The organism is Duganella callida (genome assembly GCF_004614165.1).
GTDB lineage: Bacteria > Pseudomonadota > Gammaproteobacteria > Burkholderiales > Burkholderiaceae_D > Rugamonas > Rugamonas callida.
The window spans coordinates 1-26160 of sequence record NZ_SPVG01000182.1 but is presented as its reverse complement, the minus strand read 5'-3'; the positions used below and the strand labels follow the sequence as shown (position 1 = coordinate 26160).

At 66.4% G+C, this 26160-nt stretch carries 21 protein-coding genes and 1 riboswitch; of the genes, 8 read left to right on the top strand and 13 right to left on the bottom strand.

From position 1 onward, the window contains the following. The first annotated feature begins 1 nt into the window (after position 1). Positions 2 to 2008 (top strand): ATP-binding cassette domain-containing protein, encoded by a 2007-nt coding sequence (locus E4L98_RS18210; RefSeq protein ID WP_135202966.1) that lies wholly within the window; start codon positions 2 to 4, stop codon positions 2006 to 2008. On the opposite strand, the gene E4L98_RS18205 is transcribed toward E4L98_RS18210, so the two are convergent. Further along, positions 2005 to 2475: a chemotaxis protein CheW gene (locus E4L98_RS18205; protein WP_135202965.1), complete on the bottom strand. Its 471-nt coding sequence runs from the start codon at positions 2473 to 2475 to the stop codon at positions 2005 to 2007. The two genes, E4L98_RS18210 and E4L98_RS18205, sit on opposite strands and share 4 nt — an antisense overlap. A 113-nt stretch (positions 2476 to 2588) precedes the next feature. On the opposite strand from E4L98_RS18205, the gene arfB reads away from it, so the two are divergent. Continuing rightward, positions 2589 to 2981 carry an alternative ribosome rescue aminoacyl-tRNA hydrolase ArfB gene (arfB, locus tag E4L98_RS18200; protein WP_135202964.1) on the top strand — a complete coding sequence of 131 codons (393 nt, stop codon included), beginning with the start codon at positions 2589 to 2591 and terminating at the stop codon, positions 2979 to 2981. A gap of 39 nt (positions 2982 to 3020) precedes the next feature. On the opposite strand, the gene E4L98_RS18195 is transcribed toward arfB, so the two are convergent. Continuing rightward, positions 3021 to 3734 (bottom strand): sulfite exporter TauE/SafE family protein, encoded by a 714-nt coding sequence (locus E4L98_RS18195; protein WP_135202963.1) that lies wholly within the window; start codon positions 3732 to 3734, stop codon positions 3021 to 3023. Between the two features lie 84 nt (positions 3735 to 3818). Between E4L98_RS18195 and E4L98_RS18190 the strand changes: the two genes are divergently transcribed. Beyond that, a complete protein-coding gene (locus E4L98_RS18190; protein ID WP_135202962.1) occupies positions 3819 to 4727 on the top strand; it encodes a LysR family transcriptional regulator in 909 nt (302 codons plus the stop codon). Here E4L98_RS18190 and E4L98_RS18185 read toward each other — a convergent pair. From E4L98_RS18185 to E4L98_RS18175, 3 genes are all read right to left on the bottom strand, one after another. Next, positions 4696 to 6564, bottom strand: a complete 1869-nt coding sequence (locus E4L98_RS18185; protein ID WP_135202961.1) for a flagellar assembly protein A — start codon at positions 6562 to 6564, stop codon at positions 4696 to 4698. The genes E4L98_RS18190 and E4L98_RS18185 overlap by 32 nt on opposite strands. A gap of 97 nt (positions 6565 to 6661) precedes the next feature. After that, the gene (locus E4L98_RS18180) at positions 6662 to 8539 is read right to left on the bottom strand and encodes a flagellar assembly protein A (RefSeq protein ID WP_229257448.1); all 1878 of its coding nucleotides are present in this window, start codon (positions 8537 to 8539) and stop codon (positions 6662 to 6664) included. A gap of 164 nt (positions 8540 to 8703) precedes the next feature. After that, positions 8704 to 9042: a hypothetical protein gene (locus E4L98_RS18175; protein ID WP_229257447.1), complete on the bottom strand. Its 339-nt coding sequence runs from the start codon at positions 9040 to 9042 to the stop codon at positions 8704 to 8706. Positions 9043 to 9273: 231 nt separating this feature from the next. Between E4L98_RS18175 and ompR the strand changes: the two genes are divergently transcribed. Genes ompR through E4L98_RS18160 form a run of 3 tightly spaced genes read left to right on the top strand, consistent with a single transcriptional unit; the run spans position 9274 to position 12104 of the window. Continuing rightward, positions 9274 to 10038 carry an osmolarity response regulator transcription factor OmpR gene (gene ompR / locus E4L98_RS18170; RefSeq protein ID WP_135202959.1) on the top strand — a complete coding sequence of 255 codons (765 nt, stop codon included), beginning with the start codon at positions 9274 to 9276 and terminating at the stop codon, positions 10036 to 10038. Positions 10039 to 10047: 9 nt separating this feature from the next. After that, complete coding sequence (locus tag E4L98_RS18165; RefSeq protein ID WP_135202958.1) at positions 10048 to 11409, top strand: ATP-binding protein; 1362 nt, start codon at positions 10048 to 10050, stop codon at positions 11407 to 11409. Further along, complete coding sequence (locus E4L98_RS18160; protein WP_229257446.1) at positions 11409 to 12104, top strand: hypothetical protein; 696 nt, start codon at positions 11409 to 11411, stop codon at positions 12102 to 12104. Before E4L98_RS18165 ends, E4L98_RS18160 begins: the two co-directional genes overlap by 1 nt. On the opposite strand, the gene E4L98_RS18155 is transcribed toward E4L98_RS18160, so the two are convergent. Then, a complete protein-coding gene (locus E4L98_RS18155) occupies positions 12088 to 12576 on the bottom strand; it encodes an Imm26 family immunity protein (protein ID WP_135202957.1) in 489 nt (162 codons plus the stop codon). The two genes, E4L98_RS18160 and E4L98_RS18155, sit on opposite strands and share 17 nt — an antisense overlap. A gap of 136 nt (positions 12577 to 12712) precedes the next feature. On the opposite strand from E4L98_RS18155, the gene E4L98_RS18150 reads away from it, so the two are divergent. Next, positions 12713 to 13873, top strand: coding sequence for an iron-containing alcohol dehydrogenase (locus tag E4L98_RS18150; protein WP_135202956.1), 1161 nt, complete (start codon positions 12713 to 12715; stop codon positions 13871 to 13873). A gap of 27 nt (positions 13874 to 13900) precedes the next feature. Then, a riboswitch (TPP riboswitch) is annotated at positions 13901 to 14000 on the top strand. A 56-nt stretch (positions 14001 to 14056) separates the two neighbouring features. Continuing rightward, positions 14057 to 16192, top strand: coding sequence for a TonB-dependent siderophore receptor (locus E4L98_RS18145; RefSeq protein ID WP_135202955.1), 2136 nt, complete (start codon positions 14057 to 14059; stop codon positions 16190 to 16192). On the opposite strand, the gene E4L98_RS18140 is transcribed toward E4L98_RS18145, so the two are convergent. The 7 genes from E4L98_RS18140 to E4L98_RS18110 all read right to left on the bottom strand — a co-directional run. Beyond that, a complete protein-coding gene (locus tag E4L98_RS18140) occupies positions 16189 to 16713 on the bottom strand; it encodes an AAA family ATPase (RefSeq protein ID WP_135202954.1) in 525 nt (174 codons plus the stop codon). The genes E4L98_RS18145 and E4L98_RS18140 overlap by 4 nt on opposite strands. Then, positions 16710 to 17333 (bottom strand): nicotinamide riboside transporter PnuC, encoded by a 624-nt coding sequence (gene pnuC / locus E4L98_RS18135; RefSeq protein WP_229257445.1) that lies wholly within the window; start codon positions 17331 to 17333, stop codon positions 16710 to 16712. The genes E4L98_RS18140 and pnuC overlap by 4 nt, the downstream gene beginning before the upstream one ends. A 20-nt stretch (positions 17334 to 17353) precedes the next feature. Further along, on the bottom strand, positions 17354 to 19489 hold the full coding sequence (locus tag E4L98_RS18130; RefSeq protein ID WP_135202953.1) for a S46 family peptidase: 2136 nt from the start codon (positions 19487 to 19489) through the stop codon (positions 17354 to 17356). A gap of 33 nt (positions 19490 to 19522) precedes the next feature. Beyond that, positions 19523 to 21187 carry a PAS domain-containing sensor histidine kinase gene (locus tag E4L98_RS18125; RefSeq protein WP_135202952.1) on the bottom strand — a complete coding sequence of 555 codons (1665 nt, stop codon included), beginning with the start codon at positions 21185 to 21187 and terminating at the stop codon, positions 19523 to 19525. After that, positions 21184 to 23748, bottom strand: coding sequence for a chemotaxis protein CheB (locus E4L98_RS18120; protein WP_135202951.1), 2565 nt, complete (start codon positions 23746 to 23748; stop codon positions 21184 to 21186). Before E4L98_RS18120 ends, E4L98_RS18125 begins: the two co-directional genes overlap by 4 nt. 61 nt (positions 23749 to 23809) lie before the next feature. Continuing rightward, a complete protein-coding gene (locus E4L98_RS18115) occupies positions 23810 to 25240 on the bottom strand; it encodes an efflux transporter outer membrane subunit (RefSeq protein ID WP_135202950.1) in 1431 nt (476 codons plus the stop codon). Beyond that, the coding region (locus tag E4L98_RS18110; RefSeq protein WP_205746769.1) for an efflux RND transporter permease subunit at positions 25237 to 26160 on the bottom strand (924 nt) is incomplete at its 5' end. The genes E4L98_RS18110 and E4L98_RS18115, both read right to left, overlap by 4 nt.

Below are 26160 nucleotides of genomic sequence, written 5' to 3'. Positions count from 1 at the left end.
TATGATCCGTTTTAACCAAGTAAGCCTGATGCGCGGCGTGAAGCCGCTGCTGGAGCAGACCGACGTCACGCTCAACCCCGGCGACAAGATCGGCCTGATCGGCGCCAACGGCGCCGGCAAATCCAGCCTGTTCGCCATGATGCGCGGCGAGTTGCACCCCGACCAGGGCGACATCGACTTCCCGGCCAAATGGCGCGTCGCCTACGTGGCGCAGGAAACCCCGCCGCTGGAGCGCGCCGCCCTCGATTATGCCATCGACGGCGACGTCAACCTGCGCAAGCTGCAGGACGAGCTGGCGCGCCTGGAATCGCTGCCGGAATCGACCGAAAACGGCCTCGCCATCGGTGAAATCTACAGCGCCCTGGCCGACGCCGACGCCTACACCGTGCAGTCGCGCGGCGAGCAGCTGCTGCTCGGCCTGGGCTTCTCGCTGGACCAGATGCAGCAGCCGGTGGCCAGCTTCTCCGGCGGCTGGCGCATGCGCCTGAATCTGGCGCAGGCGCTGATGTGCCCTTCCGACCTGCTGCTGCTGGACGAACCGACCAACCACCTGGATTTGGACGCCATCATCTGGCTGGAAGACTGGCTGAAACGCTACGCCGGCACGCTGATCATCATCTCGCACGACCGCGACTTCCTCGACGAAATCGTCAACGTCATCGTCCACATCGACGAGCGCAAGCTGAAACGCTACTCGGGCAACTACTCGGCCTTCGAGCGCCAGCGCGCGGCGCAGATGGCACTGGCCGCCGGCGCTCTGGAAAAGCAGCAGCGCAAGCGCGCCCACCTGGAATCGTTCATCGAGCGCTTCAAGGCCAAGGCTTCCAAGGCGCGCCAGGCGCAGAGCCGCATGAAGGCGCTGGCCAAGATGGAAGAACTGGCGCCGCTGCGCGCCGCCGCCGAATTCTCGTTTGAATTCCGCGAGCCGCTGAGCGCACCGAACCCGCTGCTGGTGATGGAAGATGTCGACGCCGGCTACCGCAGCGAAAACGAAAGGACCGGCGAAGTCACCGAAAAGACCATCGTCCACGGCGTCAACTTCTCGCTGCAGATCGGCCAGCGTATCGGCCTGCTGGGCGTCAACGGCGCCGGCAAGTCGACGCTGATCAAGACCATCGCCGGCGAGCTGGCGCCGCTGACCGGCGAATCGACCACCGGCAAGGGCCTGAACATCGGCTACTTCGCCCAGCACCAGGTGGAAATGCTGCGTCACGACGAATCGCCCCTGTGGCACCTGGCCAAGATCGCGCCGACCACGCGCGAACAGGAACTGCGCAACTTCCTGGGCGGCTTCAACTTCCCCGGCACCATGGTCACCGAAAAGATCGCGCCGTTCTCCGGCGGCGAAAAGGCGCGCCTGGCGCTGGCCCTGATCGTCTGGCAGCGCCCCAACCTGCTGCTGCTGGACGAACCGACCAACCACCTGGACCTGGAAACCCGCGAAGCGCTGACCGAAGCGCTGGCCCAGTTCGAAGGCACGCTGGTGGTGGTATCGCACGACCGTCACCTGCTGCGCGCCACCACCGACCAGTTCATCATCGTCGCCGACGGCAAGCTGCAGCCGTTCGACGGCGACCTCGATGACTACAAGGACTGGCTGTTGCAGACCAAGCTGGGGAAAGGCACCGACGTGCTGCCGGCGGCGGGCAAGGACAACAAAACCGCGTATCCATCGTCGTCGCCGGTGGCGCCGCCGAAAGCCGCGGCGGCCGCGCCGGCGGTCAACAGCAAGGAACAGAAACGCAAGGATGCGGAAGAACGCCAGCGCCTGTCCGCGCTGCGCAAGCCGATCGAACAGAAGATCAAGCGCCTGGACGAACAGATCGCCAAGCGCACGGCGCAGAAGGCCGATGTGGATGCCCAACTGGGCGAGGAATCCATCTACGACGCCGCCAACAAGGCCAAGCTGAAACAGCTGCTGGCCGACCAGGCCTACTACAGCAAGGACCTGGGCGAGCTGGAAGAACAGTGGCTGGAACTGAATGAACAGCTGGAGGCGGTGAACTAGGCGGCCTGGCGGGCGCCGAACTGGATTTTGCGGATCGACATCAGCTTATCGATATCGACCACGATCAGCCGGCGCCCGTCCACCTCACCCAGTCCCACCAGATAATCGACCGCGCCGGCGCCGGCGATCGGTTCGATCTGCTCCAGCGTCAGCGACACGATATCGGTCACGCCATCCACCACCATCCCCATCACGCAGCTGGACAGCTTGAGGATGATCACATCGGTCAGCGGATCGTGCTGCGGCGGGCGCGGGCCGAACGCGATGCGCATGTCGACGATCGGCATGATCACGCCACGCGACACCACCACCCCGCTGATGATTTCCCCTTCCGACGAAAAGCGCTCCAGCGCCTGCAGGGGACGCAGCTCCTGCACCTTGTCGAAGTCCAGCGCGTAATCGAGTCCGCCGAGCCGAAAAGCCAGGAACTGGCGCGGACCGTTGACCTGCGTTTTCGATGAAGACATGATGATCCTTTCGTTCGGAGAACAGCAGGACCCATCGTAACCGCGGCCTTTCCCACAGGCATTGACCAGCATCAACCAACCCCGTGCCTGGGCGAGTTTGCTACAATCGGCCGATGATAATCGATCCGAACCAGGTGGAATTCAGCGCCATCCGCGCCCAGGGGCCGGGCGGGCAGAACGTGAACAAAGTCTCCAATGCCGTGCATGCGCGTTTCGACATCGTCGCCTCATCGCTGCCGGAGCACATCAAGGCAAGGCTGCTGGCCCTGCGCGACAGCCGCATCACCGCGGCCGGCGTGGTGGTGCTGAAAGCGCAGCAGGCGCGCAGCCTGGAAGCCAACAAGGAAGACGCCCTGCGCCGCCTGCAGGAGCTGATCGACAGCGTGGCGGTACTGCCGGCCGTGCGCCGCCCGACCAAACCGACGCGCAGCTCGCAGCGCCGCCGCCTGGACGGCAAAGCCAAGGACAGCGCCCGCAAACTGCTGCGCGGCAAAGTCACCGTTTAAGGTCGGGCTCGTGTCCGAATGTCGGCTCTGACCCCGATGTTAGCGGAGCAACTGGTGGAGGCCCAGCGCCAGCAGGGCGAGGAAGAAGCAGCGGCGAAAGACGGCCGGCGCCATGCGGTCACGCAGCCACTGGCCCAGCTGCATGCCGACGATCGACGGTATCAGTGCCAGCAGCGAGCCGCCGGCCGCCGTGGCATGCCATTCGCCACGCAGCGTGAGCGTCACGGCCAGCGCCAGGGTGCCGACAGTGAACGCCATGCCCAGCGCCTGGATCAGATCATCCTTGCTCAGATTGAGCGCCTGCAGATAGGGCGCGACCGGCATCACGAACACGCCCGTGACGCCGGCCAGCAGGCCGGTGATGGCTCCCGCCACCGGTCCGGCCCAGGGTTCGGCGGACGGCGCCACCCGCATGCGCCAGCCGGTCAGGCCGAGCAGGCCATAGCCGGCCAGCGCCACGCCCAGCACGACACCGCTCCATGGCGCGCCGCCCAGCAGGCCGGCGCCGCAGGTGCCGATGCACACGGCCAGCAGCAGCGGCCGGAAACGCTGGAACAGCGGATACAGCGCCGGCCCGGCAGCCAGTTGCCAGATGTTCGTGACGGACGAAGGCACGATCAGCAGCGCCGCCGCCTGCAAGGGCGGCATGCGCAAACTCAGCAGGGCGATGGCCACGGTCGGCAGGCCCATGCCGGTCACGCCTTTCACCAGGCCGGCCAGGATCAAAACGCAGGCGATAAACAGGATGGTCATGTGGCTATTCTGCCCGCTCGCGCGGTCCTCGAAAATCTGGAATATACTGAGTCAGACTTCGGATTATCCGTAGGCTAAACCATCATGCGCTTCGATCTCACCGACCTGCAGTTGTTCATCCACGTGGCCGAAAGCGGCAGCATCACGGCCGGCGCGCAGCGCGCGCATCTGGCGCTGCCCTCGGCCAGCGCCCGCATCCGCGGCATGGAGGAAGCGCTCGATGTGGCGCTGCTGCAGCGCAGCCGGCGCGGCGCCGAGCCCACCGAAGCGGGCCGCACGCTGCTGCAGCATGCGCGCACCATCTTGCGCCAGGTGGAGGACATGCACGCCGATCTGGCCCCGTTCGCCTCCGGCCTCAAAGGCCAGGTGCGCCTGCTGTGCAACACCTCGGCCATGACCGAATTCCTGCCCGATGCGCTGGCCGCGTTCATGGCCGCGCATCCGCAGCTGAGCATCAATCTGGAGGAACGCGTGAGCCGCGAGATCGTGCGGATCATCGCCGACGGCGCCGCCGACATCGGCATCATTTCCGATTCGGTCGATCACGGCAACCTGCATACGCTGCCGTTCCGCCGCGATCCGCTGGTGCTGGCGATGGCGCGCGGCCATCCGCTGGCGCGGCAGCTCAAGGGGAAACGCAGCATGCCGTTTATACGCGCGCTGGAGCATGATTTCATCGGCCTGGCCGGCGCCAGCGCGCTGCAGCAGCACGTGACGGAACAGGCCGCGCGGCTGGGCCGCCATCTGCACGTCAAGATCAAGCTGCGCAGCTTCGAGGCGATCTGCCGCATGGCCGCCGGCGGCGCCGGCCTGGCGATCCTGCCGGAGACGGCCGCGCGCCGCAGCCCGGACGCGCTGCGCATCGTCAGGCTGGCCGACGACTGGGCCGACCGCCATCTGCTGATCTGCATGCGCGACGCCGCCGAGCTGCCGGCTTACGCGCGCGAGCTGGCCGCCGCGCTTACAGGTCCAGCTCCGGCGTCCAGCGGATAGGTCCGATCGGACCGGCGTGCAGCACCCTGGTGCCCGGCGCCGCCGTGCGCACCCTGGTCTTCACTTCCTTTGCCGGCCGGTCGTAAGGCGGCGGTTCGCCCGGCACGAAGGTCATGCTGCGCAACAGCACGTCGCCGGTCAGCAGCTCCACCACGCAGCGCGAGCCGCGTATCAGCGCCTGCTTCTGCCGGGCCACCTGGCCGGCTTCTTCCTGCACCTGCTCCTGCTGCACCTGCGCCGCCTTCAAGGCCAGCGAGATCTTGGCCACCTGGCGCAGCGACGGCCCCACCGCTTCCGCCATCTTCTGGAACAGCGTCACCTGTTCCGGCGTCAGCGTCACCTCGCGCTTGCGCACGCGGTTGGCCAGGGTCAGGTAGTTGCGTACCTCGGTCTGGCTGGTGATGGCATCCATCTCGGCCTTGCGCACATCGGCCTCGCGCGCGGCCGCCGTCACCCGGATCTGCAGATCGACGATCTTTTTGTCGTACTTGGCGGTGTCCGGCACCAGCACGTGCAACAGCATCTCGCTCTGGCGGCGCGGGCCGGCGTGCTGGATCTCGATCTTGCGCGCGGCGATGGCGCAGCCCTCGGCCACCTTGATCACCACCTCGTCGGCCATGATCTCGCAGTTGCTGGCCTCCCCGATCACCACCCGGCTGGCCGAGATGATGCAGCTCTCGGCGCGCGCCAGCACCACCTCGCCGCGCCGTGTCTGCAGCACCGCGCCCGACGCCACGGCTTTCACCCGGATCGCGCCGTCGGCATTCAGCGCGCTGCCGCCCATCAGGTTTTTGTTCAGGACGATGTCGCCGCCGCGCGAAACGATATTGCCGAACACGTCGCCGTGAATGGTGATGTTGCCGCCTTCGACCGTGCGCTGTTCCTGCACGTCGCCGAATTCCTCGTACTCGCCGGTCAGCTGCAGGTTCCCGGTGGTGCGCGCGCTGACGCCCTCGCGGCTGATGATCTTGGGGCCGATCGAGACACGCTTGCTGCCTGGGTCGATGCTGAGGAAGCCCTCCACCGCCGACACCAGGAACTCGCCGCCGCGCAGATGTTCGATCACCGTGCCCTCGCCGGCCACGCTGGTCAGTTCCAGATCGCGCGGCAGCGGCGGTTCCAGCACCAGCCCGGACAACTCGTAGCCCCGCACGCCCGGCGCCGCCGGCACCTTGCGCAACAGCTTGACGTTGGGCTTCACCTGCGGGAAGCGGTTCTGGAACTGCTGCCAGTCCAGCCGGCCGTCGCCCTTGTCCTTGGGCGCGTTGTTGCGGTGCAGGTCCTGCGACACCTCCACGATCGCGGCGTCCTTGCCCGGCATGGCGTTGAGCCGCCGCGCCACCGTGATGCGCGCCAGGCGCCCGTTGGCGATCACGTCGCGCACCACCGGCGCGTCGATGCCGAAGCGTATGCCCTTGACCCACATGTCGGCCACGAACTCGTCGAACTTCAGTTGCGCCGGCTGCGGCGGCAGGTCCGGCACCTCGAAGAACACCGGCTCGAAATAGTACTCGGCCTCGCCGTTGATCACCTTGACGGTCTTGTACAGCGCGCGCCGCGCCGGCTGGAACGGCTCGATGCTGTCGGCAAAGCGCAGCAGCGGCAGCGCGCGCAGCTTTTCCGGCAAATCGGGGCCGACGTTGTACAGCATCTTGCTGAATACCGCGTAATCGAGACCGGCGAAATAGGCGCTGGCGAGAAAGGTCTGGCTGACGGCGGCGAGACAGGCCGCGGGACTGGCGTCGGCGGCGAAATACACGCCGTCGGCCCGCCTGACGAGCGCTGAAGACGCATCGCCTTCCGCATTTTGTTGCTGCGCCGTCGCGTCGTCTGACACAGTGCTATCCCCAAGGAAGAATGTACGTCGGAGCGGTGCTCCTTTACTTTTTTGATGAACCCAAGATTAGCATTTCCGCCGGCCTTGCGCCAGCCGCTCAGGACTGGGCGGGCCGCGGATGCGCCGTCAGGTGCCAGTCCAGCGAACCGGCGCTGTCGGCGAACAACACCTCGCCGCCGCTGGGGGTGCCGCGCAGGCGCTGTTTCAGGTCTTTCGGCGCCAGCTGCAGCAGCGCCGCGGTGTCGCCCGCGAACGGCATGGTGCGCACCATGGTCTCGCCGCTGACCAGATGCAGGCCGCAGCGGGCGATGCCGGCCGCCTCGATCTTTTGTTCGATCACGCGCGCCAGCCGGTCCTGCAGCAGCTTGTGCTGCGTCTGGCCCACCTGCAGCTCGTGGCGCGCCTTCTGCAGCGCCGTCATCTCTTCCGCCACCGCGCCGGCGATCTTGCGCAGGATCTGGCCCTGCTCGGGCGTCAGCATCAGCTCCTGGGTGCGCAGCTTGGCCGACAGCGCCAGATAGCGTCGCACGTCCGGCAGCGCGGCCAGGCGCTCGGCCTCCGCCTCGCTGGCCTGGTTGGCCTGTTCGAAGGCGGCGATGCGCGCCCCCAGCGCGGCGATCTCCTGGTCGAACGATGCCACGTCCTTGACCAGCACGTAGATGATCATCTCGGTGCGGCGGCGCGGGCCGGCGCTCTCCATCTCGACGTTGCGGCCGGCGACCGCGCAGCCTTCCGCCATTTCGATGCGCACCTCGTCGGCGATGATCTCGCAGTTGGACGCCTCGGCCACCGTCACGCGCTGCGCCGAGATCACGCAGTTCTCGGCGCGCTGGATGTTGATCGCACCGTCGGCCGCGCAGATCACGGCGTTGGAGGCCACGCCGGCGATGCGGATGTCGCCGGCCGCGTTGTGCACGCTGCCGCTGACCAGATTCTGGTCCAGCACCACCGTGCCGCCGCGCGAGGTGATATTGCCGTAGACGTTGCCGTGCACCGTGATGTCGCTGCCGGTGACTTCGCGCTGTTCCTGCACGTCGCCATATTCCTCATAGGCGCCGGCCAGTTGCAGATTGCCGGTGGTGCGGCCGCTCACGCCCTCCAGGCTGACGATCTTGTCGGTGATGGAGATGCGGTTGGACTTGGCGTCGACGCTGAGAAAGCCCTCGCGCGTGGAGACCAGGTATTCGCCGTCCTCGAACATGCGCGCCTCGGTGCCCTCGCCGGCCAGGAAGCGCAGCGTCAGATCCTTGGGCGGCGGCGGTTCCGTCTTGCGCCCAGCCAGGTCGAAGCCCGGCAGTCCCGGCACGGGCGGCAGTTTTTTCAGCAGCCGCGCCTCGGCCTTGATCTGCGGGAAACGGTTCTGGAAGCTTTGCAGGTCGATGCGGCCGTCGGGCCGCGCCTTGGGCGCGTCGCTGCGGTGCAGGTCCTGCGAGACCTCGATCACGGTGGCGTCCTGGCCCGGTTCGGGCGCCAGGTCGGTGGCAAAGGTGATGCGCTCCGGCCGCGTCGACGCCATGGCCGCCTGCACCGCCGCCACGTCGATGCCGAATTGAATGCCCTTGTTCCACATGTCGGCGATGAATTCGTCGATGTCGAGCGCCACCGGCCGCTCGGGGATCACGGTGCCGTCGGGCAGGGTCTCCTCGTCCAGGTACAGCTGCTCGAAGTAGTATTCGGCATAGGACAGGCTCATCTTGGGATGCTTGTAGAAACGCAGGCGGTTGCCGTCGAACACCCGTACCGAGTCGGCCAGCCGCAGCGCCTCGGCGCTGCCGGTGTCCGGCCCCACGCCGTACAGCGCCTTGATCAGCGCCGCATAGTTCAGCCCGGCCAAATACCGGCCCGACTGGAACACGTGCGTGATCGCGGCGGTCAGCGCCGCCTGACTCATCGTCAGATCGATGTAAATTCCGTCCGCCTGCTGCCCCAAGCCGATAGGCAAGGCGAACCCTGCGGACGCAAGGTCTTGAACCACGGTCTTCCTCCAAACGGCACGCGCCAGCCGGAAGGCGTTGCGTGTAATTAATTAATCTTACACGCAGACCATGGAAAGAACAGGGATTTTGATGCCGAAAAACGCACGGGTGTGAGGATATTGATACAGATCAATAATACTCAAATAATAATTGTAGCGTTTTATTAACGGCGCGGCGGATTGGCGTACAGGTCTTGTCCGACTTCGTTGATCTGGCGGCGCAGATCGCGGCGTTCATCGGGCGTCATGCGGCCGGCGCGGCGGTTCATCTCCGCGTTGCGCGCGGCTTCCTGCATGGCGCGGCGCTGCTCCTCGGCACGCGCCTCGTAATTGCGGGTATCGAACTGGCGCGGGTCGGCCTGTCCCTGCCCCTGCTGACGCGGCTCGCCGCGGCCGCCCTGCTGATGCTGCGGCGGATCGCGACGCTGCGGCCCGTCGCCGCCGTCGGCGCGCGCCACGGCGCCGCCCATCACTCCCACCGCCAGCAACGCGCAAGCCAGCATCGATCGCACGCAAAAAGAAGCGCTGGCAGCCGCGAATATTTTTTTGTGGTCGATGAACATGGCGTTCCTAAAAAGCTGAATCTATGCCCGCAGTGTATGATGCTTTGCCTGAGGGGGTAAGGCGATTTGGGTAAAGTTTGTAACACTTTGTAATGGGTCTCCCGTGTGCGTTTTCGCGAGACGATTATGACGTTACCATAGCAACATGAATATGACAATTCTGGCAGCGATATGACAAGCACAACGACCGAATCCAACAACACTTCCAGCAACCAGGGCCACGCCGCGAAGATTATGGTGGTGGACGACGACGTCCGCCTGCGCGACCTGCTGCGCCGTTACCTGACCGAACAGGGTTACAACGTCTTCACGGCGGAAAACGCCACCGCCATGAACAAGCTGTGGCTGCGCGAGCGCTACGACCTGCTGGTGCTGGACCTGATGCTGCCCGGCGAGGACGGCCTGTCGATCTGCCGCCGCCTGCGCGGCGCCGGCGACCAGACCCCGATCATCATGCTGACCGCCAAGGGCGAGGACGTGGACCGCATCGTCGGCCTGGAAATGGGCGCCGACGACTACCTGCCCAAGCCCTTCAACCCGCGCGAGCTGGTGGCCCGCATCGGCGCGGTGCTGCGCCGCCGCGGCCCGGACGAAATCCCCGGCGCGCCGTCGGAAACCCCGCAGACCTTCGAGTTCGGCCAGTTCGTGCTGGACCTGGGCACGCGCACGCTGAAGAAAAACGGCGAGACGGTGCCGCTGACCACCGGCGAATTCTCGGTGCTGAAAGTGTTCGCGCGCCACGCGCGCCAGCCGCTTTCGCGCGAAAAGCTGATGGAACTGGCGCGCGGCCGCGAATACGAGGTGTTCGACCGCAGCCTGGACGTGCAGATCTCGCGCCTGCGCAAGCTGATCGAGCCGGATCCTTCCAGCCCGCTGTACATCCAGACCGTGTGGGGCCTGGGCTATGTGTTCATCCCGGAGGGCCAGCCGCGTTAATCGACGCGTATGCGTATGAAGTTGCCGTTTTCCCTGAGCCTGGCCAGCCTGAAAAGCGGCTTATTCTGGCGCACCTTCTTCCTGCTGGGCGCACTGACCACCACCAGCATGACCGCCTGGGTCGGCATGATCAGCGTGGTGCAGCACGAGCCGCAGGTGCAGCAGCTATCGGCCCAGGTGATCTCGGTGGTCACCATCACCCACGCCGCCCTCACCCACTCGGCGCCCGAGCTGCGGCGCGAGTTGTTGTTCGACCTGGTGTCCAACGAGGGCATCCGCGTGTTCCCGCTGGAGGAAGACGACAAGGTCGAGCCGCCGGCCGACAACGCGCTGATGCCCGACATCGAAAAGCTGGTGCGCGCCAAGCTGGGCGCCGACACGCGCTTCTCGTCCAAGGTCAACGGCGTGGCCGGCTTCTGGGTCAGCTTCAACATCGACGACGACCAGTACTGGCTGATGCTGGAGCGTGAACGCATCCGCGGCCTGACCGGCATCCAGTGGCTGGGCTGGGCCAGCGTGGTGTCGATCCTCTCGCTGCTGGGCGCGGCCGTGATTTCCAGCCTGGTCAACCGTCCGCTGCGCATGCTGACCAAGGCCACGCGCGACTTCGCCCAGGGCAAACGCCCGGAACCGCTGCCGGAAAAAGGACCGATCGAAATCATCGAGGCCAACCGCAGCTTCAACCAGATGGTGGACGAGCTGCAGCAGGTCGAATCCGACCGCGCCGTGATCATGGCCGGCATCTCGCACGACCTGCGCACGCCGCTGGCGCGCATGCAGCTGGAGGTGGAAATGGCCAACCTGTCGGACGAGGCGCGCGAAGGCATCCATTCGGACATCCACCAGATGGACGCCATCATCGGCCAGTTCCTCGATTACGCCAAGCCGACCGAGGCGTCCAGCTTCATCAACGTCGACCTCAGTGAACTGCTGCGCGACACCGCGCACGAGGCGGCGCGCCTGCCGGACGTGCGCATCCACACCGACATCGCCGACGGCGCCCAGGCCATGGGCAACGCCACCGACATCAAGCGCGTCATCAACAATCTGATCGAGAACGCGCGCCGCTATGGCAAGACGCCGGACAGCGACGTCACCGAGATCGACATCAAGTGCAGCGTCAAGGGCATGCACGCGGCCAAGCGGGTGGTGATCGAAGTGCAGGACCATGGCGTCGGCGTACCGCCGGACCAGATCGAACAACTGCTCAAGCCCTTCACGCGACTGGATGTGGCGCGCAGCCAGGCCAATGGCGCGGGCCTGGGCCTGGCGATCGTCGAACGCGTGGTTCAGCGCCACGGCGCCGAACTGCAGGTGCGCAACCGCGACGGCGGCGGCCTGCTGATCCAGATCACCATGAAGGCGCTGTGATGGCGCAGCGCTTGATTCGGGCCGCCGCGCTGGCGGCGCTGTGCGCGGTCCAGCCGGCGGGCGGCGCCATCGCGGCGACGACGACCGCCCCGCAACAGCGCGAGCCCAGCGCCGGGGAACGCGCATCATTCGAGGAATATTATCGCCAGCAGGTGCCGCCCAGGCTCAGTGGCGGTCCCTCGCTGTTCGCCCCGGCCTTCGACATCCAGCGCCGTCCCGGCCAGCCGTGGCAGGTGATCGCGCGCGTGGATTCGGCGCCGCGCCACCACACGGTGGAACTGTGCCGCCAGATCCGCACCAGCTATATCTACGACGCCAGGGAGCAGCGCTGGACGCCCTCGGCCGCCGCGCCGGGATGGTACGTCTGGCTGGCCACGCCCAGGGTGATCTGCACCGCCGCCCAGCGCACCGTGCGCATGGACCCCGCCGTGCATCCGGACGACGTCACCGCCCTGCTGCGCCAGCAGAACGAGCTGCTGCGGCGCGCGCGCCTGCTGTTTGCCGGGAACTCGCAATGTGCGCGCCAGCGCGCGCTCAACTTCCGGCTCAGCGCCATCGAGCCGGCACCGCCAGCCAACGGCGCGCCGGCCATGGTCGGCATGGTGTTCGACAGCGACCGCGATACCACCGTCAAGGTCGCGGTGCGCAAGAGCCGCGGCGAGTACGCGGCCTGGAACGTCAGCTGCCGCGATTGATCGGGTGCTCGGGCGGCTCCAGCAGCTTGGTCAGCAATAGCTCGGTCGAACCATAGCCATACAGCGAATCGGCCTCCAGGCCCTGGGTTTCGTACGGGACCGACTCCTCGCGCTCGGAGCGGCTCGGATCAGCGTCGGAATACGTCACGCGCCAGGCGCGCTTGAGCGCATCGGCACGGCGCAGGAACTGCGGCACCGGCCATTGCGCCGGCTGCCAGTCTTCGATGTCGCCCAGCACGCGCCAGTGGCCGCTGGCCAGCGCCATGTCGCCGCAGCGCAGCACCTTGACCGCATCCTGCGGCCGCAAGGTGTTCAACTCTTCCAGCGACGGCAACCGGTTCAGCTTGGGACCGAACAGATAGGTCAGCATGATCTTGCTGCCCGGTGACAGGCGCGCGACCAGACCCCAGCCATAACCGCCATCCAGCAGCGGCACGGCAAACCAGCTGCCCTCTTGATACGACTGCTTCATGCACACCCTTTCATATGCGCCCGGCGGCGCAATTCGGGAGTGTAGCGGCGGCGGGCAAAACGCGGCGCACGCCAACGCGATCGGCGCCGTTCGGCTATAGTGGCGGTCTCTCATCCGCAGCCATCTGGAGCCACGCGTGCACAACTTCGATTTCTACAATCCCACCCACATCCTGTTTGGCCAGGGCCAGATCGCCCAGCTGGCGAAAGTCGTGCCGGCGCAGGCGCGCGTGCTGATGCTGTACGGCGGCGGCAGCATCAAGCAGAACGGCGTGTACGACCAGGTCAAACAGGCGCTGAGCGGCCACACCGTGCGGGAATTCGGCGGCATCGAACCGAATCCCAGCTACGAGACCCTGATGCGCGCGGTCGCGCTGATCAAGCAGGAAAACGTCGATTTCCTGCTGGCGGTGGGCGGCGGCTCGGTCATCGACGGCACCAAATTCATCGCCGCGGCGGCCGTGTTCGAGGATGGCGATCCGTGGCAAATCCTGGAAAAAGGCGGCAAGCTGGTAAAAGCCGCCCTGCCCTTCGGCAGCGTGCTGACGCTGCCGGCCACCGGCTCGGAAATGAACAGCGCCTCGGTCATCACGCGCAGCGCCACCCAGGACAAGCTGGCCTTCGCCAGCCGCCTGGTATATCCCAAATTCTCCATCCTCGACCCCGCCGTGACCTACACACTGCCGGCGCGCCAGGTCGGCAATGGCGTGGTGGACGCTTTCGTCCACGTGATGGAGCAATACATGACCTACCCGGCCGACGCGCCGCTGCAGGACCGCTTTGCCGAGGGGCTGCTGCTGACGCTGATCGAAGAAGGCCCGAAAGCGCTGGCCCAACCGGACAATTACGCCGTGCGCGCCAACGTCATGTGGAGCGCCACCCTGGCGCTGAATGGCCTGATCGGCGTCGGCGTGCCACAGGATTGGGCCACCCACATGGTCGGCCACGAACTGACCGCACTGTACAACCTCGATCACGCGCAGACGCTGGCGGTGGTGTTGCCGTCGATGCTGCGCGTGCGCAAGGACAGCAAGCGCGCCAAGCTGCTGCAGTTCGCCGAGCGCGTATGGAACCTGCGCGACGGCGACGAGGACAGCCGCATCGAAGCCGCCATCGCCCGCATGCAGGCTTTCTTCGAACAGATGGGCGTGAAGACCACCCTGTCCGGCTATGGCCTGGACCGTGGCGCGGTCGATGCCGTGGTCGAGGCGCTGATCAAGCACCAGCTGGTGCAGCTGGGCGAGCACCGCGACGTCACGGCGGAACTCAGCCGCACCATATTGGAGCAGGCTTTGTAAGCCGTCGATGACATCTGTGTTACACTGCTGATTCGCTAGGGGTCCTGGGAGTGCTGCTTCCGGGTGAGAGATACCCTTCGTACCTGATCTGGATAATGCCAGCGAAGGAAAGCGCAAAAGTCGGAACTCCCTCCTTTGATGGCTCTCTTCGCCGGCATCCAGCCGAACATGTAGAGAGCAGATATGTCCACACCAAACTTTGCAGTGTCCGCCATCGCATTGGCGGTTTTACAGCTGGTCAGCGGCGCCGCGCGCGCGGAAGCCGCCGCCGATCAATCCTTGCCCGAAGTCGTCGTCAACGGCGTCAAGACGCGCCCCACCGCTTCGGTCGCCGGCTTCGCCGACACGCCGCTGCTGGAAACCCCGGCCTCGGTCAGCGTGCTGAGCGCCCAGCAGATGCTGGACCTGCAAATCCGCTCCGTCACCGACGCCGCCAAATTCGACGCCAGCCTGAGCGACGCCTACAACGCGGTCGGCTACGCCGAGCAGTTCTCGATCCGCGGCTTCAAGCTCGATAACGAATCGAGCTACCGCAAGGACGGCATGAGCATCACCGGCGACACCCAGATCCCGCTGGAGAACAAGGAACGGCTGGAAGTGCTGAAAGGCTTGTCCGGCCTGCAGGCCGGCGTGTCGGCGCCGGGCGGCATCGTCAACTTCGTCACCAAGCGACCGACCGACACGCCGCTGCGCACCGTGGTGCTGGAAACGCGCGAGCGCGGCACGCTGTACGGCGCGGTCGACCTGGGCGGCCGCTTCGAGGACACGCGTTTCGGCTACCGCATCAACGCCGCCGCCGAGCGCCTGCGCTCCTACATCGACGGCGCCGACGGCAACCGCCGCTTCATCTCGGCCGCCTTCGACTGGCGCATCTCGCCGCAGGCCCTGCTGCAGATCGATGGCGATTACCAGCGCAAGGCGCAGGTCACCGCGCCCGGTTACCAGTTGCTGAACGGCGTCACCCTGCCGCGCGTCGATCCGGACACGCTGCTGAACGACCAGCCGTGGAGCCGTCCGGTGGAAACCACCAGCACCAATATCGGCGCCCGCTTCGAGTACAAATTCACGCCGGACTGGCAGGCCAGCATCAGCGCCAACCAGCACCAGTTCAAGCGCGACGACTACACCGCCTTCCCGTACGGATGCACGGCGCAGGAACTGTACCCCGGCTATTGTGGCAATGGCGACTACGACGTCTACAACTACATCAGCCGCGGCGAGAAGAAATCGCCGCTGACGGTGCAGGCGCTGGTGCAGGGCAAATTCGCCACCGGCGCGATCCGGCATGAGGTCAGCGGTGGCATCTCGCTGTTCAAGAACAGCGAAAAATGGGGCGATTACCTGTACGACTACTCGGGCGTCAGCAATATCTACCATCCGGTGGCGGTGGCGCCGGCGCCCGGCGACAGCGGCCCGACCTCGGAACGCCGCCGCGACAACGAGCGCGCCGTGTTCGCGCAGGACATCGTCAGCCTGACCGCGCAACTCAAACTGCACGCCGGCGCGCGCTACGTCAAGCTGAAGCGCGACGAATACGTCGGCACGGACGACGACGGCAACCTGCTGCCCTACGCGCACACCGACATCGGCTTCTGGCTGCCGAATGCGGCGCTGGTGTACAACGTGCGTCCGAACGTGGCGACCTACGTGTCCTACGCGCAGGGGCTGGAGCACGGCGGCGTGGCGCCGATCGGCACCGAAAATCAGCACCGCGCGCTGGAGCCGGGCAAGTCGAAGCAGGTGGAGCTGGGCATCAAAGCCGACATCCGCCCTGACCTGAGCGCCGCCGTGTCGCTGTTCCAGATCCGCAAAGGGCTGGAATACACCGACACCATCAGCAACTACTACGTGCGCAACGGTGAGGCGGAAAATCGCGGCCTGGAAGTCTCGCTGAACGGCCGCGCCACGCGCGACCTGACGGTGGGCGTCTCGGCCACCGCGCTGAATACGAAACAGAGCGGCACCGGCCAGGCGGACCTCGACGGCAAGCGCGTGACCGACGTCGCGGCGTTCAAGTCATCGGTGTATGCGGATTACGCGGTGCCGCAAGTGCCGGGCCTGAAGGTCGGCGCCAACTGGCAATATTCGGGCAAGAAGGCGTTCGATGCGGCCAACACGGTGTTCGTACCGTCCTATCACGTGGTGAACCTGAGCGGTTCGTATGCGACGCGCATCGGCAATGTCGGCACCACCTTCCGCGCCGGCATCGACAACGCGTTCGACAAGTTCTACTGGCGCGACGTGACGCCGGAACTGGGCGGCTACCTGATGCCGGGCGCGCCGCGCACCTTCCGCGTGTCGGCGCAGTTCGACCTTTAAGCGCGCAGCGGCGGCAGGTGCGCTTCCACGCGCGCCAGCCGCTGTTCCAGGCTGCCGCCGACCTCCAGCCACGCTATCTGCCGTGCACGCAGTTCGTCCAGCAGTTGTCGGTGAATGGACTGGCGTACCTGGTCCGAATCGCGCATCAGGCCATCCGCAACCCACGGGCTGTCCGGCGCGGTGACGATGGTCATGTCGTAGCGCCGCATGGCCGTCAGCGCGGCCAGTTCGCGGTCCATGCCGCCGAAGTAATGATTGCTGTAGACCGCCGTCATCAACGGCGTGGTGTCGCAGAACAGATAGCCGCGCGCCAGCGCGGCGGCGGCATCTTCGCGCCGCACCTGCATGGAAGCGATGAAGAACTGATCGTCCGACACCGGCACCCGCTGCCGCGTGTCGACGAATTCGCGCAGATACTCGGGCACCCACAAGGTGCCGTGGCGCTCGGCCAGTGCCTGCGCCAGGGTCGATTTGCCGGACGATTCGGCGCCGAGGATGGCGACGCGCAGCGGCGGCGTCATTCCAGTGCCAGCCGGCGGCCGCCCGTGTGAGCGTCCCCGCTCCAGGCGCGCAGGCCGATCACCGCCATGCCGACGAACACCGCGTACAGCACCGCCGTCAGCACCAGATGCTTGTGCAGGTACAGGGCCACATACAGCACATCGACGATGATCCACACGTGCCAGTTCTCGATCTTCTTACGCGACAGTAGCAGCTGGCCGACCAGAGAGCCGGCCGTCAGGAAGCCGTCCGAGTTGGGCACATCGGTATCGGTACAGGATTTCAGGAACCAGGCCAGCAACGCGAAACCGATCAGCCAGGCCACGGCCATCAGCCAGCGCCCGCGCGACGTCAGCGTCGTCACCGGCAGCTGATGGTGGCTGTCGTCGCCACGCAGCCACTGATACCAGCCGAAGAACGACACCGTAATGAACACCAGCTGCAGCCCCATGTCGCCATACAGCCGCGAACCATAGAACACCAGCCCGTAGGTGGCCGAGGAAATGATGGCGAACAGCCAGCCCCAGTGGCTCTGACGAATGTTCAGCCACACCGTCGCCACCGACAGCAGGAACGACAGCAGCTCCAGCGGGGTCGTGGGGAAGCCTGCCAGTTGCAACGGCATGTTGGCGTACCCCATAAAGAGCTGCAGTGCGTTCATCACTTCTTCGGATACTTGACGGTCATTTCTGTGAGCAGGTTGTCGGCATGATCCACCTCCGACATCACCCACAGCATATACCGGATATCCAGATGGATGGCGCGGGTGATGTCGCGGTCGAAGTACCAGTCCTTGGTGATGGACTCGTAAGTCGAATCGAAGTTCAGGCCAATCAGCTCACCGTTCCTGTTCATCACCGCCGACCCCGAGTTGCCGCCGGTGGTATCGGCGCTGGTCAGGAAATCGACCGGCACGGTGCCCAGCACCGGATCCTTGAACTTGCCGTACTGTTTGGCCTTGATGGCGTTCAGCAGACGCTCCGGCGCGTTGAACGGCTCCTTGCCGGTGTTTTTCTCGACGATGCCCTCGATGGTGGTGAACGGTCCCTTGGTGATGCCGTCCTTCGGCGAGTACGGCGACACGGTGCCGTAGGTCACGCGCAGGGTCGAATTCGCGTCAGGATAGACCGGCTTGCCCTGCGACTTCTTCCACGCGATCACGGCCGCCATGTATTGCGGAATCGCGCGTTCCAGATTGCCGTCCAGTTCCTTGCGGCGCTCCTTCAGCGACCGCGTCACGCCGTCGATGCGCACCGCCAGTTTGAGGAAGGCATCGTTCGAGGTGGCGATGGCGCCGGCATCCTTGCCCACCCACGACAGGCGGGTGGCGGTGTCGCCCAGCTGCGATTGCGTGTACAGCGCCGGCACCGCGTCCACCGATGGCAGCAGCGCATCCAGGCCGGTCACGTGCATGGACCTGGGCAGCTGCGCATAACGCTGCAGCGCCGCGCTGAAGCGGGCCTGATCGACGCCGGCCACATACGACTGTTCGAGGCGGTTCAGACGCGCCTTGATGAAGCTCAGGTCACGCTGCTGGTAGCCGGTTTCGCGCTCGGCGTCCGGCTTGGCGCTTTCCTGCGCCAGGCGGTAAAGGGTGCTGGCCGATTTCAGCAGATCGCTGGTGGTGGCCACGCTGTGGCCGAATTCCTCGTCGCTGAGGCCGATGTCGGCGGCGATCAGCTTGTCCAGTTCCGGCAGCAGATTGCTGTCGGCGCCGGCCTGCTTGCCGTACCAGGCGCGGAACTCGGCGTCCTGCACATCCTTGATGGCGGCGATATCCTTGCGCGCGAAGCCGTCCATCAGGCCGCGCGTTTTCTTCATCACGTTGTTGAGGCCCTTGACCACGCTGGCGTAGCGCACCGCATCGGCTTCGCTGCCCTTGGTGGCGGCGGCGATCACGTCCAGGTCGGACTGGATCTCAGCCGCCTTGGCCGGATAAGCCGCGTCGCGCGCGTAGCGGATTTCGGACGGCAGCTTGTAACGGCTGGTGCGGCCGGGGTAGCCGGCCAGCAGTACCGGGTCGCCGTTCTTCAAGCCTTCGGCCGACACCACCAGGAAGTCTTTCGAATGGTAAGGCACGTTGTCCGGCGACGGCTCGGCCGGACGGCCATCCTTGCCGACATAGGCGCGCAGGAACGAGTAATCGCCGACATGGCGCGGCCATTCGTAGTTGTCGATATCGCCGCCGAAGTCGCCGATCGCATTGGCCGGCGCGTACACCAGGCGCACGTCGCGTATCATCATCTGGCGGATGCGGTAGTATTCCAGCCCGCGATGGAAGGCCGGCACCGAACAGCGGTAGAACTTGTCGCTTTCGCATTCGGCGATCAGGGCCTTGATGTTCTTTTCCACCGTCTCGCTGCGCTGCCTGCCGCTCATGGCCGGCGTGATGTCCTTCAGCACGCGGCCGGTGACGTTTTCCACCTTGTCGGTCACGTACACCAGCGTGTTCGGACCGCCAGGCAGCTCCTCGGCGCGGGTCTTGGCCAGGAAGCCGTTGGCGATGTAATTGTGCTCCGTGGTCGAGTTGCGCTGGATGGCGCCATATGCGCAATGGTGGTTGGTGACCACCAGACCGGCGTCCGACACGAACGACGCCGAGCAGCCGCCCAGCGACACGATGGCGCTCATCGGATGCTTCGACAAATCGGCCAGCTTCTCCGCCGGGATGGCGATGCCGATGCGTTTCAGTTCGGATTTCAATTGCGGCAGCTGGTACGGCTGCCATTGGCCTTCGTCGGCGGATGCGCTGGTGGCGCACAGCACTGCGGCGGGAAGAACTAGGTATTTTAACAAGATAAGGGGCCTCTGATGAATTCAGCGCCCGTATTATAGATCGAAGCTCAGGGTCAGCCTACAGCCGCCGCGGCCGGCCGGGCTGCCGATGTCGAGGTGCCCGCCCAGTGCCGCCACCCGCTGCGCCATGCCGATCAGGCCAAACGAATCGGACGCGCCGCGCGGCGCCGGTCCGAGGCCGACGCCGTCGTCGCTGACGCTGAGCCACAGCCGGCCCGGTTCCAGCGCCAACCCCACCTCGACCCGGCTGGCCTGCGCGTGGCGACGCACATTGCTGAGTGCCTCCTGCAGGCTGCGGAACAGCGCCAGCGAGATCGCGGCCGGCACCGACGCCAGCGCCGCTTCGTCCGGCAGCGTCAGCTCGCAATCCAGGCCGCTGCGCTTGCGGAACTCGTCCACCTGCCATTCGAACGCCGCCTGCAGGCCCAGGTCCAGCACCGCCGGCCGCAACTCGTTCATGATGCCGCGCACGCTACGGATGCTCAGGTCGACATTCTCCAGCGCCGCGTTCACGCGCTGGTGCAGGCGCGGATGCCGCGCGCCCGTGCGGCCGCTCAGCATCGACAGGTCGATGCGCAGCGCCAGCAGATTCTGTCCCAGCTCATCGTGCAGGTCGCGCGCCAGGCGCTGGCGCTCCTGTTCCTTGACGTGCTCCAGGTGGGCGGCCAGCCGCTCCAGCTGCGCGCGCGAGGTGGTCAGTTCGGCGGTGCGCTGCGCCACGCGCGCATCGAGCTCGCGCGACAGCTGGCGCAGCTCGGCCTCGGCCTGGCGCTGCGCCGTGACGTCGGAAAACACGCCGATGAAATGACTGATCGCGCCATCCTCGCCGCGCATTACGGTCATCGAGAAGTGCGCCGTGTAGGGCGTACCGTCGCGACGACGGTTATAGACATCGCCTTGCCATTTGCCGGCGGCGCGCAGCTGGTGCATGGCTTCCGCGTGGTAGCCGGGCGCGTGCGCCTGCTGGCGGCCGAGGAAGCGCGGGTTGCGGCCCAGCGCCTCCTCCACCGGATAGCCGGTGATCTCGGTGAAGGCGGCATTGACCGACACGATCTGCTGGCGGGCATCGCACACCAGCACGCCCTCGCGCAGGCTGTCCAGCACCTGCAGCGCGCGCTGGCGCTCGCTCTCGCGCAGCCCCGGACTGCCAATGTCGGTCAGGATCATGCGGCACTTGCCGGCGCCGGCGTCGAAATTGGCTTCGATGCGCACCCGGCGCGAGGCCGACGTGCCGTCGGCGCTGCCGGCATCGAACAGCGGCGCCTCCATCACTTCACGCGCGCCGCCGGCGAACAGCCGCTCCAGGAAGCGGCGCAGGCCGGCCTGTGCCTGCGGCGCCACGAACTGCTCGAAACGTTTGCCGATCAGCGCCGTGCGACGGCAGTGCAGCAGCTCGGACGCCGCCAGGTTGGCGCGGATGATCGCGCCGTCCGCGTTCACCGACAGGTAGCCCGCCGGCGCCTGATCGTACAGCAGCGCGTAACGCTCGCGCATCTCCTCGGCGGCGTCGCGCTCGCGCTGCAGCTGCGCCAGCGCCTGCTGCTGCATATCGAGCTCGATCTGGCTGACCTGCAACTCGTGCCACTGGCGCAGCTGGTCGCTGTCGGCATGCGCCGGCGGCTGCAGCGATGCCGCCGTCTGTTCCGCCACCACCCGCAGCTGATCTGCATCGAAGTCGGAACGCGGCGGCTTTTTCATGCGCGACCAGTCTCTTTCTCGTTCAGCAGCGCGCGCAGCCGCGCCTCCATCTGCTTCAGTTCAGTGATGTTGATGAAGGTGACCACCACGCCATCGATCACATTGTCCACCGTGCGGTAGGGCCGGATGCGCATGGTGTACCAGCCGCCGCCGCGCGTCTCGATCTGCCTTTCGCAGAACGCCAGCGTGCGCAGCACGTTCTGCGCATCCTGTTCCAGGTCGTGGTACAGCAGGTCGTTGACGATGTCGCTGAGCGGGCGGTTGACGTCGCTGGGGATCAGCTTGTAGATCTGCGTGGTCTGGTCGGTGAAGCGGCGGATGCGCAGCTCGCTGTCGAGGAAGATGGTGGCGACGTCGGTGCTGTTGAGCAGATTCTTCATGTCGCCGTTCACCAGCGACAGGTCATCGACCTTGGACTGCAGTTCGGCGTTGACGGTGTACAGTTCCTCGTTCAGCGACTGCATTTCCTCCTTGGATGTGGTCAGTTCCTCGTTGGTGGACTGCAGCTCCTCGTTGGTGGACTGCAGTTCCTCGTTGGCCGACTTCAGTTCCTCGCGCGAGGCCTGCATCTCGTCGCGCACCGCCTGGATTTCCAGCCGCGCCTGCGCCAGCTGCTGTTCCAGTTCCAGCACGTACGGGTTGCTGGAGCGCGTGCGGCGCCGCTCCGGCGGCAGCGGCTGACTGGCGAAGGTCAGCATCACGGTGCCGTGCAGTGGCCCGTTGTCGGGCATCGCCTCGGCCGTCAGGTCGAGCGCCCGCGCCGGCTTGCCCGATTCGTCGCGCTGCAGCAGGCCGCTGGCGGAAATCATGCCGTGCTCCTGGGTCGCCCGCTTGAGCAGCTCGGCCATCTCGTGACGCAGGCTTTCGCGCGCCATGGCGTGGATATTCCAGTTGGCCTTGCCCGCCGCCGGCTCCAGGTAAGCGCCGGTGCGGCCGTGGATGTACAGGATGTCGCCGTGCGCGTTCAGCAGCACGGCGGCCGGCACATGCTTCTTGAGCAGCTGCTGCTCGACCAGGGTTTGTAAGTTGCCGTTCATGGATGAGTTGCTAGGTTCGCTGACGATGGGAGCCGAAAGCCCGCTGACGCGGGTCGGAAAGTAATTGGCCACGCGGTGGATGGAGGCATCCAGCCGCCGGTAGATACGCCCCGCGCCGGGCATGGGCGTGAACAGTTCATTGAAGTGGCCCGGGGTGTCGGCGCTGCCCAGCATCAGCAGGCCGCCGGTCTTCAGCGCATAATGGAACAGCGGGATCAGTTGCTCCTGCAGCTTGGCGGTGAAGTAGATCAGCAGATTGCGGCACGACAGGATATCCAGCTTGGTGAACGGCGGATCCGAGATCACGTTCTGGCGCGCGAAGATGATCATGTTGCGCACATCCTTGCGGACCCGGTAGCCCTTCTCGGCCGGCATGAAGTAGCGCTGCAGCAGGTCGGCCGGCAGGTCGGACGCGATGTCGGCGCCGAACAGGCCCTGGCGCGCCTGGTCGACCGCGTCGTCATCGAGGTCGGTGGCGAAGATCTGCAGCGTGTAGCGGGCCTCGGGCCGCAGCCGCTCCAGCACTTCGTTGAAAGCGATCGCCAGCGTGTAGGCTTCCTCGCCGGTCGAGCAGGCGGCCACCCAGGCCTTGAACGCGGCGCCGTCCGGATGCTCGGCCATCAGCTGCGGCAGCGCGGTCTGCATCAGGTACTCCCACAGCCGGGCGTCGCGGAAGAAGTTGGTGACGCCGATCAGCAGTTCCTTGAACAGCAGCTCCACCTCGGCCGGGTTGTCACGCATGAAGGCCACGTATGCGGCCAGCTCGCCGCACTGGCGCAGCTTCATGCGGCGGTCGATGCGGCGCAGCACCGTGCTCAGTTTATAGTCGGAGAAGTTGGCGCCGGTCTGCTTGAGCAGCAGGTGAAACAGCTGCTGCAGGCCCTCGCGCTGGGCCACGGCGTGCTCCGGCAGGCCGGACTCCTGGGTGCTCCACCAGTCGCGGATGCGCGCCGCCATCTGCGCCGGCTGTTCGATCAGGTCCACCACGCGCGCGTGAATCGCGCTGGACGGCATGGCGTCGAAACGCGCCGTCGACGGTTGCTGCGCCAGCGTCAATCCGCCGCCTTCGCGGATCGCCTTCAGGCCGGCGGTGCCGTCGGCCCCCATGCCGGACAACAGCACGCCGACCGCCGTATCGCGGTTGTGCTCCGCCAGCGCCTTGAAAAACGCGTCGATCGGCCGGTGCTGGCCACGCCGCGCGGTCACCGCGCGCAGGCAGAAACGGCGCTGCACCAGGTCCAGGTCCTGATTCGGCGGAATCACGTACACATGGTCGGCCAGCACCATCATGCCGTCCTCGATCTCCGCCACCTTCATGCTGGTCATGCGCTGCAACAGCTCGGGGAGCAGGCATTTATGCAGCGGGTCCAGGTGCTGCACCACCACGTAGGCCAGGCCGCTGTCCGGCGCCACGCTGACCAGGAACTCACAGATCGGATCCAGCCCGCCGGCCGAGGCGCCGATGCCAACGATGGGCAACGGCGTGTCGGCGGTGGATTGGGCAATGGCGCTGGTCCTGATCATCGTGGCGTGTTATTAAATACATCTTGTCAGATGATTATACCGCAACGCCCGAGGGAAACCGCTAGTCGGTCGACGTATGCCAGCCGCCGCCCAGCGACTGGATCAGGGCGATGGCGGTGGTCTGGCGGTCGGCCTGGGCCTGCACCAGCGAACGGCGCGCGGTCAGCGCGGTCTGCTGCGCGGTCACCACGTCGCTGTAGCTGACCTGGCCGGCACGGTAGCGGTTTACCATCTGCACCTCGACCTGGTCGGCCGCCTCGGACGCGGTCTTGCGCAGCTCCTGCTGCTGCGCCAGGGTGCGCGTGGCGGCCAGCTGGTTCTCGACATCGGCGAACGCGGTCAGCACCGTCTGGCGATAGCTGGCGATGGCCTGATCGCGTCCCGCCTCGGCGCTGGCCACGCGCGCCTTGATGGCGCCGGCGTCGAACAGCGTCTGCGCAGCCGTCAGGCCCAGCGACCACAAGTTGTTGGACGCGTTGAACAAGCCGCCGGTGGAAGTGGCGCCGTAACCGTAGGAGCCGGACAAATTCAGGCTCGGGAAATACGCGCTGCGGGCGATGCCGATCTGCTCATTGGCGGCCGCCACGCGGCGCTCGGCGGCGGCGATGTCGGGACGGCGCTGCAGCAGCGTCGATGGCACGCCGGCCGGCACGTCCGGCACGTTGACCTGCCACGGCGCGGCAGGCAGCGAAAAATCGCTGGCCGGTTTGCCCAGCAAGACCGCGATCGCATGTTCCAGCGCGGCGCGCTGGCGCACCAGCGAAATCTGGTCGATGCGCGCGCTGGCCAGCTGCGTCTGCGCCTGCAGCACGTCGGACTTGGCGGCGATGCCGGCGTCGAAGCGGTTTTGGGTGATCTGCAGCACGCGCTCGTAGCCTTGCACGGTGGCGTCCAGCAGCGCCTTTTCGGCGTCGGTCTGACGCAGCGAGAAGTAGTTGGAGGCCAGTTCGCCCTGCGCCGACAGGCGCGCGGCGGCCAGGTCGGCGGCGCTGGCCTGCAGGCTGGCGTTGGCGCCGGTGACGCCGGCGCGCAGCCTGCCCCAGATGTCCGGCTCCCAGCTGCCGCCGATGTTGACGCGATACTGGTTGGCCGTCGGCGTATTGCCGCCGCCACCGGAGCGGGTGGCGCTGCCGTTCAGGTCCACGGTGGGGAACAGCGTGGCGCGCTGCTCGGCCACCAGCGCGCGCGCCTGCTGATACGCGGCGATGGCGGCGGCCACGTTCTGGTTGCTGACCTCTATGCTCTGCGCCATCTGGTTCAGCACGGGATCGCCGAACAGCTCCCACCACGGGCCGCGTTCCAGCGTGTCGGCCGGGGCGGCGGCGGTCCAGCCGGCGGCGGCCTTGTCGGCGTCGCTCGGCGTTTCCTTGAACGCGGCCGGCTGCGCCGTCTCCGGCACCTTGTAGGTCGGCGAGACCGAGCAGCCGGAGGCCAGCAGCGCCGCGGCCAGCGCGATCAGGGGGAAACGTAGGGTTGGTGCGTGTTTGCTCATGGTGTAATTGGCGATTCGTCGCTATGAATGCGGCTTAATTGGTGTTCGGACGGGCCGCGGCGGCGCAGCTTGTCCATCAGGATGTAGACCACGGGCGTGGTGAGCAGCGTCAGACACTGGCTGGCGATCAGGCCACCGATGATGGCCACGCCCAGCGGCTGGCGCAGCTCCGAGCCTTCGCCGAAGCCGATGGCCAGCGGCAGCGCGCCCAGCGCGGCGGCCAGGGTGGTCATCAGGATCGGGCGGAAGCGCAGCAGGCAGGCTTCGCGCACCGCCTCCATCGGCGACAGCCCGCGCGAGCGCTCCGCTTCCAGCGCGAAGTCGATGATCAGAATGGCGTTCTTCTTGACGATACCGATCAGCAGGAAGATGCCGATCAGCGAAATGGTCGAGAATTCCATCCTGAAGATCAGCAGCGCCAGGACCGCGCCGACGCCGGCCGACGGCAGCGTGGTCAGCACCGTCACCGGGTGCACCAGGCTTTCGTACAGGATGCCCAGCACGATGTAGATCACCACGATCGCGGCCAGGATCAGCAGCGGCAGCGACTTGTTGCTGTCCTGCGCCGCCTTGGCCGAGCCCTGGAAGCTGCCGCGCACGTTGTTCGGCATGGCGATGTCCGCCTCCGCGGCCTTGATCTGCTCCGCCGCGTCGGACAGGCTGTAGCCCTCGGCCAGGTTGAAGGCGATGGTGGTGGCCAGTTCGCCGTCCTGGTGATTGATCGAGGTCGCGGCCGACGATTCGGCAAACCTGGCGATGGTCGACAGCGGCACCATGGTGGTGGCCGTGGTGCTCAGCGCCGAACCGGACGACGCATCCCTCACCGCCGGTGCGGCCACGTTGGCCGCCAGCGCCGTGCCGGTGCCGCTGGTGCCGCTGGCACCGCCGCTGGTTGCGCTGGTGGCCGCGCCGCCCGAGCC

Coding starts and splice junctions, on each gene's coding strand:
- E4L98_RS18210 (WP_135202966.1), top strand. CDS start 2: ATGATCCGTTTTAACCAAGTAAGCCTGATGCGCGGCGTGAAGCCGCTG.
- E4L98_RS18205 (WP_135202965.1), bottom strand. CDS start 2,475: ATGTCTTCATCGAAAACGCAGGTCAACGGTCCGCGCCAGTTCCTGGCT.
- arfB (WP_135202964.1), top strand. CDS start 2,589: ATGATAATCGATCCGAACCAGGTGGAATTCAGCGCCATCCGCGCCCAG.
- E4L98_RS18195 (WP_135202963.1), bottom strand. CDS start 3,734: ATGACCATCCTGTTTATCGCCTGCGTTTTGATCCTGGCCGGCCTGGTG.
- E4L98_RS18190 (WP_135202962.1), top strand. CDS start 3,819: ATGCGCTTCGATCTCACCGACCTGCAGTTGTTCATCCACGTGGCCGAA.
- E4L98_RS18175 (WP_229257447.1), bottom strand. CDS start 9,042: ATGCTGGCTTGCGCGTTGCTGGCGGTGGGAGTGATGGGCGGCGCCGTG.
- ompR (WP_135202959.1), top strand. CDS start 9,274: ATGACAAGCACAACGACCGAATCCAACAACACTTCCAGCAACCAGGGC.
- E4L98_RS18165 (WP_135202958.1), top strand. CDS start 10,048: ATGCGTATGAAGTTGCCGTTTTCCCTGAGCCTGGCCAGCCTGAAAAGC.
- E4L98_RS18160 (WP_229257446.1), top strand. CDS start 11,409: ATGGCGCAGCGCTTGATTCGGGCCGCCGCGCTGGCGGCGCTGTGCGCG.
- E4L98_RS18155 (WP_135202957.1), bottom strand. CDS start 12,576: ATGAAGCAGTCGTATCAAGAGGGCAGCTGGTTTGCCGTGCCGCTGCTG.
- E4L98_RS18145 (WP_135202955.1), top strand. CDS start 14,057: ATGTCCACACCAAACTTTGCAGTGTCCGCCATCGCATTGGCGGTTTTA.
- E4L98_RS18140 (WP_135202954.1), bottom strand. CDS start 16,713: ATGACGCCGCCGCTGCGCGTCGCCATCCTCGGCGCCGAATCGTCCGGC.
- pnuC (WP_229257445.1), bottom strand. CDS start 17,333: ATGGGGTACGCCAACATGCCGTTGCAACTGGCAGGCTTCCCCACGACC.
- E4L98_RS18125 (WP_135202952.1), bottom strand. CDS start 21,187: ATGAAAAAGCCGCCGCGTTCCGACTTCGATGCAGATCAGCTGCGGGTG.
- E4L98_RS18120 (WP_135202951.1), bottom strand. CDS start 23,748: ATGATCAGGACCAGCGCCATTGCCCAATCCACCGCCGACACGCCGTTG.
- E4L98_RS18115 (WP_135202950.1), bottom strand. CDS start 25,240: ATGAGCAAACACGCACCAACCCTACGTTTCCCCCTGATCGCGCTGGCC.